The organism is Alteromonas sp. R7 (assembly GCF_055755235.1).
The window spans coordinates 360,577-368,111 of sequence record NZ_JBVTQX010000005.1; the positions used below are offsets into that span (position 1 = coordinate 360,577).

At 47.2% G+C, this 7,535-nt stretch carries 6 protein-coding genes; 4 read left to right on the forward strand and 2 right to left on the reverse strand.

All coding sequences use genetic code 11. The annotated features are described in order from the left end of the window. The first annotated feature begins 64 nt into the window (after positions 1 to 64). The 3 genes from AC0J2X_RS10860 to AC0J2X_RS10870 are packed head-to-tail and all read left to right on the forward strand — an operon-like array spanning position 65 to position 3,071. Positions 65 to 433 carry a c-type cytochrome gene (locus tag AC0J2X_RS10860; RefSeq protein ID WP_472996025.1) on the forward strand — a complete coding sequence of 123 codons (369 nt, stop codon included), beginning with the start codon at positions 65 to 67 and terminating at the stop codon, positions 431 to 433. A 10-nt stretch (positions 434 to 443) separates the two neighbouring features. Then, positions 444 to 2,204: an amidohydrolase gene (locus tag AC0J2X_RS10865; RefSeq protein ID WP_472996026.1), complete on the forward strand. Its 1,761-nt coding sequence runs from the start codon at positions 444 to 446 to the stop codon at positions 2,202 to 2,204. Between the two features lie 12 nt (positions 2,205 to 2,216). Then, complete coding sequence (locus AC0J2X_RS10870; protein ID WP_472996027.1) at positions 2,217 to 3,071, forward strand: pirin family protein; 855 nt, start codon at positions 2,217 to 2,219, stop codon at positions 3,069 to 3,071. Between the two features lie 77 nt (positions 3,072 to 3,148). Here AC0J2X_RS10870 and AC0J2X_RS10875 read toward each other — a convergent pair whose 3' ends face one another. Together AC0J2X_RS10875 and AC0J2X_RS10880 are read right to left on the reverse strand one after the other, a co-directional pair. Beyond that, positions 3,149 to 4,522 carry a 5-methyltetrahydrofolate--homocysteine methyltransferase gene (locus AC0J2X_RS10875; RefSeq protein WP_472996029.1) on the reverse strand — a complete coding sequence of 458 codons (1,374 nt, stop codon included), beginning with the start codon at positions 4,520 to 4,522 and terminating at the stop codon, positions 3,149 to 3,151. 40 nt (positions 4,523 to 4,562) lie between these two features. After that, entirely contained in the window at positions 4,563 to 6,992 is a 2,430-nt protein-coding gene (locus AC0J2X_RS10880) for a TonB-dependent receptor (protein WP_472996030.1), read from the reverse strand. 90 nt (positions 6,993 to 7,082) lie between these two features. On the opposite strand from AC0J2X_RS10880, the gene AC0J2X_RS10885 reads away from it, so the two are divergent. Beyond that, positions 7,083 to 7,535 (forward strand): ZrgA family zinc uptake protein (locus AC0J2X_RS10885; RefSeq protein ID WP_472996031.1); only part of this gene is annotated, 453 nt, incomplete at its 3' end.

Below are 7,535 nucleotides of genomic sequence, written 5' to 3' on the forward strand. Positions count from 1 at the left end.
CCTTCAATGCGACAGGTCACCGTGACCTGTCGCACTTGTATCGTTACTGCACGAGGAGTTTAACATGAGAGCTTTGCACCCACTTGTAGCACTATTGACTGCGCTTTATATCGCAACACTTTCTTTCAGCGTTAGCGCTAATACCGATAGCGCGCAATACGAAAAAGGCCAAACACTTTCACAATATTGTATGGGGTGTCACGGTGAAACAGGTATTGCCAACATTGAAAGTAATCCTAATTTGGCAGGTCAGAACAAACCGTACCTAGTTTATGCACTCAAAGCTTATCGCGACGGCATCAGGAAAGGCGGTATGGCCAGCATCATGCGCCCCAATGCATCAGGGCTTAGCGATGACGATATTGACGCCCTAGCCACTTATTTTGCAGCCCAGTCAGGTCAACAAACCACTAGCCAAAGCAGCAATAACTAGGAGCTATCCCATGAATTTATTATTGTCACGTTTTTCGATTGTTGCTCTATTGTTTGGCGCTAGCCAGGCAATGGCTGCCCCAGATCTGATCGTTGTAAATGCAAAAATCACAAATTCGAGCGGCCAAACCTATACGGCTCTTAGCGTAGAAAACGGTAAATTTAGCGCCTTTTCGCAAGATGCCCAACAGCTGCTAGCAGACGCAGATAGTGCCACTCAAGTAATCGATGCAAAAGGACAGCGGCTCATTCCAGGTATTAATGACTCGCATATGCACGTAACGCGCGGGGGACGTTTTTATAACTTAGAAACTCGCTGGGAAGGCATTACAAGCTTGAAAGAAGGCTTGGCCATGCTAGAGGCACAAGCCCAACGCACGCCCAAGGGGCAATGGGTAAGAGTCATTGGAGGTTTCAGCCCTTATCAATTTGAAGAGAAGCGCTTACCTACACCACAAGAGCTTACCGACATCGCGCCAAACACACCTGTATTTGTGCTTCATCTTTACTCAGGTGGTGTGCTCAATAAAAAAGGCCTTGAAGCACTGGGAATAGACAAAGACACCCAAGCACCAAAGGGAAGCGTGATAGAGCGAGATGCTAACGGCAACCCCACAGGTGTTTTGCTTGCTCAACCCAACCCAATGATTTTGTATAAAACCATTGCAGCGCTGCCTCAGCTAAGCGCAAATGAGCAGTTAAATTCCAGTCGACAGTTTTATCGCAAATTACTTAGCTTAGGCGTAACCAGCGTAGTAGACGCAGGCGGCGGTGGCCATACCTTTCCTGAAGACTATACAGCCAGTGAAACCCTTGCCAAGCTCGGTGAGTTACCGATACGGGTTTCTAATTACTTGTTCCCGCAAGTGCCTAATAAAGAAATGGTGAGTTTTGCTACATGGATGAGTAAGTATGAAGCAAATCAAAACCAGCATATTCATTTAGACAATGGCTATGTAATTGAAGGGGGCGGCGAGCTACTCACTTATAAAGCGTCAGACTATGAAAACTTTCGTGCGCCACGCCCTGAACTTCCAGGCGAAGCCGAAGATGCGCTGGAAGAAGTGATTAGGCTTCATCTATTGCAGCAGTGGCCGTTTAGGCTCCATGCCACTTATGACCAATCTATAACACGTATTTTAAACGTACTTGAACATATTCACTCAACACAGCCCGTTGATAGCGTGCGCTGGATAATCGACCACGCCGAGACGGTGTCTGATGAAAACCTTTCGCGCATTAAAGCGTTAGGTGGCTCGATTGCGGTGCAAGGTCGTATGGCCTTTGCCGGTGAGGATTTCGTTGAGCGATATGGCGCCGAGCAAGCCAAGCGCACGCCCCCTATAAAGCAAATGCTTAGTGCTGGTATCACAGTAGGCTTAGGCACAGACGGTACCCGCGTTTCAAGTTTTAATCCATGGGCAACCTATTACTGGGCAGTGAGCGGAAAAACCGTGGGTGGTTTTGATTTAGGTACAGAACATGTAGACAGACTGACAGCCCTTAAGCTATTTACTCAAGGCAGCGCTGCACTATCTGGAGAAGAAAACGTTAAGGGTAGATTACAGCCTGGCTTTTACGCTGACTTTGCTATTCTTAACCACGATATCTTAACAGTAAGTGAAAATGCATTGCTAAACACACAAGCACAGTTAACTGTCGTAGACGGCACTGTCGTTTTTGCCGATAGACAGCAGTACCCAGAACTCGCAACACCAATAGAAACAGCCGAGCCCGCGTGGTCACCGGTTAACTTCTCCCAACAACGTTAATTGAGAAAGATCATGGCAAAACGAATTTCATCTCACAAAAAAGATTTAGGTGGCTTCTCAGTAAGCCGCATTATTCCCCACGTTGACGCAAGGAGCATTGGCCCATTTGTTTTTGTTGACCATATGGGACCTGCACATTTCCCAGCAGGCAGCGGCATTAACGTTAGGCCCCACCCGCATATAGGACTGGCCACCATTAGTTATTTAATGGAAGGTAGTATGCTGCATAGGGATAGCTTAGGCACTATTCAGGAAATACAGCCTGGTGACGTAAACTGGATGACAGCGGGTAAAGGCATTGTTCACTCTGAACGAGAGACCATTGAAACCCGAGGCAGTGATCATGTGCTAAACGGCTTGCAGTGCTGGGTTGCATTGCCTGAAGAAAAGGCAGATATGGAGCCCAGCTTTATACACGTTAACAAAGCTAAACTGCCTTATATACATCGTGAAAAAGTGCTGATGCGACTAATTGCAGGGGAAGCGTACGGCTATACGTCACCGGTTAAGACATACTCACCCATGTTTTATTTAGATGTAATAACAGAAGCAGGAGCGGTTATTGAGCGTCCGTGTGGCAATTCTCAAACGGCCTGTTACGTTATTTCTGGAAAAGTAAAACTAGGCGATGAAGTATTCAGCACTGGCGAGTTTGTGCTACTGGACGATGAAAGTGAAATTGAAACCATAGAGAATAGTCGCTACTTTCTTTTAGGTGGCAAGAAAATGGAGAAACAACCCATTTTACGTTGGAACTTTTTGGCGTACTCTCAAGAGAAAATAGAAGACGCTGAGGCTCGTTGGGCAAACGGGTTATTCCCAACTATTCCGGGTGATGACCGCGAATTTATTCCTCTGCCAAAATAATGCCTTGCTAAGCGTAGTTAAAACTTAAAAGAGCAGGCTTATAGCCTGCTCTTTCGTTAGTGAAATGCCACTGTGTATTAGTGGTCGTGATCGTCGTGCTCGTGTTCTTCAGCAATACCTAGCCAAACTGCACCTGCAGGCTCAAAGTCCAGTTCAAGCAAGGTTTCCGTGGTCTCGGCTTCCAAATCAACAGCAAGGATAGCTTGCGCAACAGGATCAACAACAAACAAGGCTTCTTCGTGTTGCGATGCCGCCATGCTAAATGACTGACCTTCTGCTAGGTTTGCGGCGCTGGCACTAGCCACATCAATTTTGTGCGTAAATTCCCAGTGCGAGTCACCGTCTTCTGCATGCGCTTCTAGCAGTGTTACAAAACCTTTGTCATCTAAAATAACAAAGAATTCACCGCCCATTGAGAAACCGTATGACACTGCATGAGCGTCAATCCCTGGCTGCCAGTCAATCACGCTCATTGTGCTAGTTACAGGCGACACATTGGCCAAGATGGCGCTGCCACCGCCGTGCTGTGAAGCAATGCCAATAAACGCTTCTGCGTGATCATGTCCATACATTGTGCCAATGCGCAGATCGTCAAGCCCATCAATGTTGTCAATAAACGCGCTGGTAAATACCTCATCATCTTCATTGAGAATTAATACGCCGTCGCTACAGCCAAATGCCACAGCGATTTCGTTTTGAGCGGCGCCATGTAAATCAGCACACTCGCCATCAAAGCGTTGCTCTTCTTCGTACTCGCCATCATGCCAGTGATATACCGCAACGCTGTCTGGCAAGATTGGGTTAGCAGAACGAGACTCTGCATCATCACGACGTACAGTACTAATTAGCATGTCTCCACGCGGTTCCGCGACACCGTGCATATTTACAGTAAATTCCAAAGTAGGAACTTCTGTAATTTCACTGGCAATTTGAGTATCAGTTACCACTTTTACCGCTGCCGGCATGCTGGTATCGACATTTCCGTCGTAAAACACAGCAAGCTGACCGTCGTGTGATACTACGTGAGTTGGTTGACTACCTTCAAGTGTGAAACCAGATAGACTTGGGGCTTCTTCATAGTCGTGCAGGTGCTCTACGTGATCTTCTCGCCATAATCCACCATCAAGAAACTCAGTTAATCCGTTTGCTCGGCTGTTGATGACTGCAAAGCGATAGTCTGCGGAGGCGCTTACACTGCTTCCATCAAAGGTTGCAGAAAACGTATCAAGTACTGAATTATCATCTAGATCAAAGACAGTGAGCGTATTTGATGCAGCATCGGCAACAACCAATCTGCCTTCACTTTCAATTTCATAGTCTGAGACGTGATCGTCGTGATCATCCTCTGGCACCTCAATAGGATCCCGCTCTACAATATTGGTTTCTGCATCACCACAGCCGGCAAGCAAAAGTGCGCTGGCTATGGCGCTTAGTACTAGTCTATTTTTCATGTGTGTATCCCTATCAATAATTCTTTTTTATAAGCTGATCTTAGAAATAACCGCGTACGCCGAAAGCAAAGTTTCTACCCGGACGTGGTGCAATATCTTTCAAAAATGAGGTGTGAACACGCGCTTCTTCGTCGGTTAGGTTTTCACCGCTCAGGTAAACCGATAAATCAATATCTCCCAAAGGAATGTCGTACGTGATTGAAGCATCAACAAGGGTGTAGCCGTCCGTTTCAGTCTCGAACGTCGAGATATCGTCTTGTTTTGCAAAATATGTGATGTCTAAATCTGCGCGAATGTTATCTAACGTGTAGGCAACGTGTGAGCCCACTCGCATGGGCGAAGTGCGAGGCAGTGCGCCACCATCTTTAAGGCGGGCTTTAACGTAGTCGGCGAAGAAATCGAGTTTTAGGTTGTCAGTTGTCTGCCAGGCAACTTGTAACTCAAAACCATGAAGGATGGCGTCAGCTGAACCAAACAGATAAACAGGTAATTCGTCGCTATGCTCGCCATGCCCTTCTTCGCCGTGGGTCTCTTCTCCATGATCGTGGTCGTGGCCTTCGTCCCCATGACCTTCTTCACCGTGAGCATGGTCGTGCCCACTTTCAGCGAATAAGCCGGTTTCTTTTTGGAAGTAGTAGTTATCTACTTGGTTATAAAAGGCATTAAATACAAAACCAACGTCGCCCTGTGTTTTTCTGAACGTTAGGTCGATGTTGTTTGCTGTCTCAAGATCGATTGCCGTTTGAGAAAGCACAAACTCACCTTCTTCTGACAAATCAAACAAGGCGCCTATCTCATAGGTACGGGTGCCAATATGCGGGCCAAAAGAAAGAAGCTCAGAGGCAGAAGGGGCGCGCTCTGAACGGGAAAGTGAAACGCCCACGTTATAGCTTTCATTAATGGTATAAACCACACCCGCTGATAGCGATATAGGTGTAAACTCTTGATCTACCGTGAACTGTCGTACGAACTCGCTGCCTTCATGATCATGTTCGTCGTGGGCATGCTCATCGTCGTGCTCGTGAGCGTCAAGCTCAGGCAACAGCACACTTGATGCGTCTAATGTTACTCTTTCCGCTCGCGCCCCTAACTGAACCAAGAAGTCACCAAAATGGCGTTCTTCCATTAAAGCTATAGCAAACATCTCCATTTCTGAAGGAGGGGTAAAGGCTTCTTCACCTTGAGCAAATACATCGCTTCCTTTGTAATGAAGGCTGATACCGCCACGCCAGCCGGCCATGGGTTTATGCAATAGCTCTACACGAAGTTCTTCGGTTTCATTACTAAAAGTGGTACCTACTGAACCGCCCTCAACTTCAGCATGTTCATAATCGGTATAGCCCGCTTTAAAGTGAACACTTTGCAAAAAGTCATTGGTAAAGTTGTACTCACCTAAAAGCTGATACTTCGTTTGCTCAAGATCAGCGAATACCGAAGTATCTCCGCCGTGACTGTGCCCAGGCACGCCATATTCTCGCTCAAATCGCTCTACCGCTACGCCAACATAGCCTTGGTCGAATAAGTAGCTGGTCCCTAACGTAAACCCATTCGATTCTTCGTCACTGTTTTCAACCACATGGGCGCCATCTGGGTCATCAATGTCAGGGGCAACAGGTGTTTCATAATCATTTGAATCGCGATAAAAACCGTCAGCATAGAAGGCCATGTTGTCCACGCCAGTAGTCACGTTAAACGTTCCAAGTTTCTGGTCGTTAACGGTTTGCGTTTCTAATACAAATTCACCGCGCGTTTCAGTGGACGTGGGCACACGTTGGTCAACTACGTTCACCACACCGCCTATCGCACCGCTTCCGAAGAACAGGGTTGCTGGCCCACGCAGCACTTCAATTTGTTTAGCGGTTGAGGCTTCACTTGCTACTGCGTGGTCGGGGCCAACACGGGAAACGTCGCTCACATCCAAGCCATTTTGAGTAATCAGTACCCGTGGTCCGCTAAGGCCACGAATAATTGGCGTGCTCGCAACATTGCCATGGAAGTTAGACTGTACGCCGGGTAATTTTTCTAGCGTATCGCCCAGCGTGGCCGCTTGTTGCCGACGTAAGGTTTCGCCAGATAACACGCTCACTGGTGTGGCCGATTCCATCACCGATAAATGCATAGGCGTGGCGTGCACGTCAATCACTTCGATAGCACTGCGCGCCAAGACAAAGTTAGCGCCTTCTGCGTTGTCAGATTGAACTTGCGCATGCTCATGTAAGTGAGCGAAGCCAGAGGCGAATATGTGAAGCGTATAGTCGCCTTCCTTTACGTTAGAGAAAGTAAACTCGCCCAGCTCGTTAGTGCTGGTAACGCGCTTTAGCGCCTCAATTTCAACAGTGGCATTGGCGAGCGGCTTTCCGGCTGCATTAGTTACCGTGCCAGAAAGTGTTTGTGCCAGCGCTGACGGAGATGCTAATAGCAACGCAGGCGCTGAAAGCGATAAGCCTAACGCCAATCGAGACAGTTTCATTATTCTAACCTCTGAATTTGTGTAATGTGATAATGTATCATATTTATTTTTATGGTATGTTATATTGTAACGTTTACGCAAGAGGTAAAAATGAAAACTATTTCTATTACGTGGAAGAATTCACAAAAAGCGCTACGCGCCTCTTCAACTTTTCTTAAGGTAGGTACTTTTGTCGGATTGAATTTGGCTGGGATGGGTATCAACGCTGTTCATGCTGCGCCTCATACTCACGGCGAAGGCAAACTACAAATCCTACAAGCGGGAAGTGAGTGGCAGTTTGTGCTGCAGCTGCCTGCTGCTGATGTTCTGGGGTTTGAATACGCGCCATCCACGGCTAGCGAGAAAAAACGTTATAAAGAAACGCAAAAGGTTTTTCAGCGCTTTGACGATATTTTTACCCTGAGCAATACGTGTGAATTACTCGATACCACACTTGAAAGCCCATGGGAGGTAGCTAACGAGCATGACGAGCATGACGAGCATGACGAGCATGACGAGCATGACGAGCATGACGAGCATGACGAGCATGACGAGCATGACGAG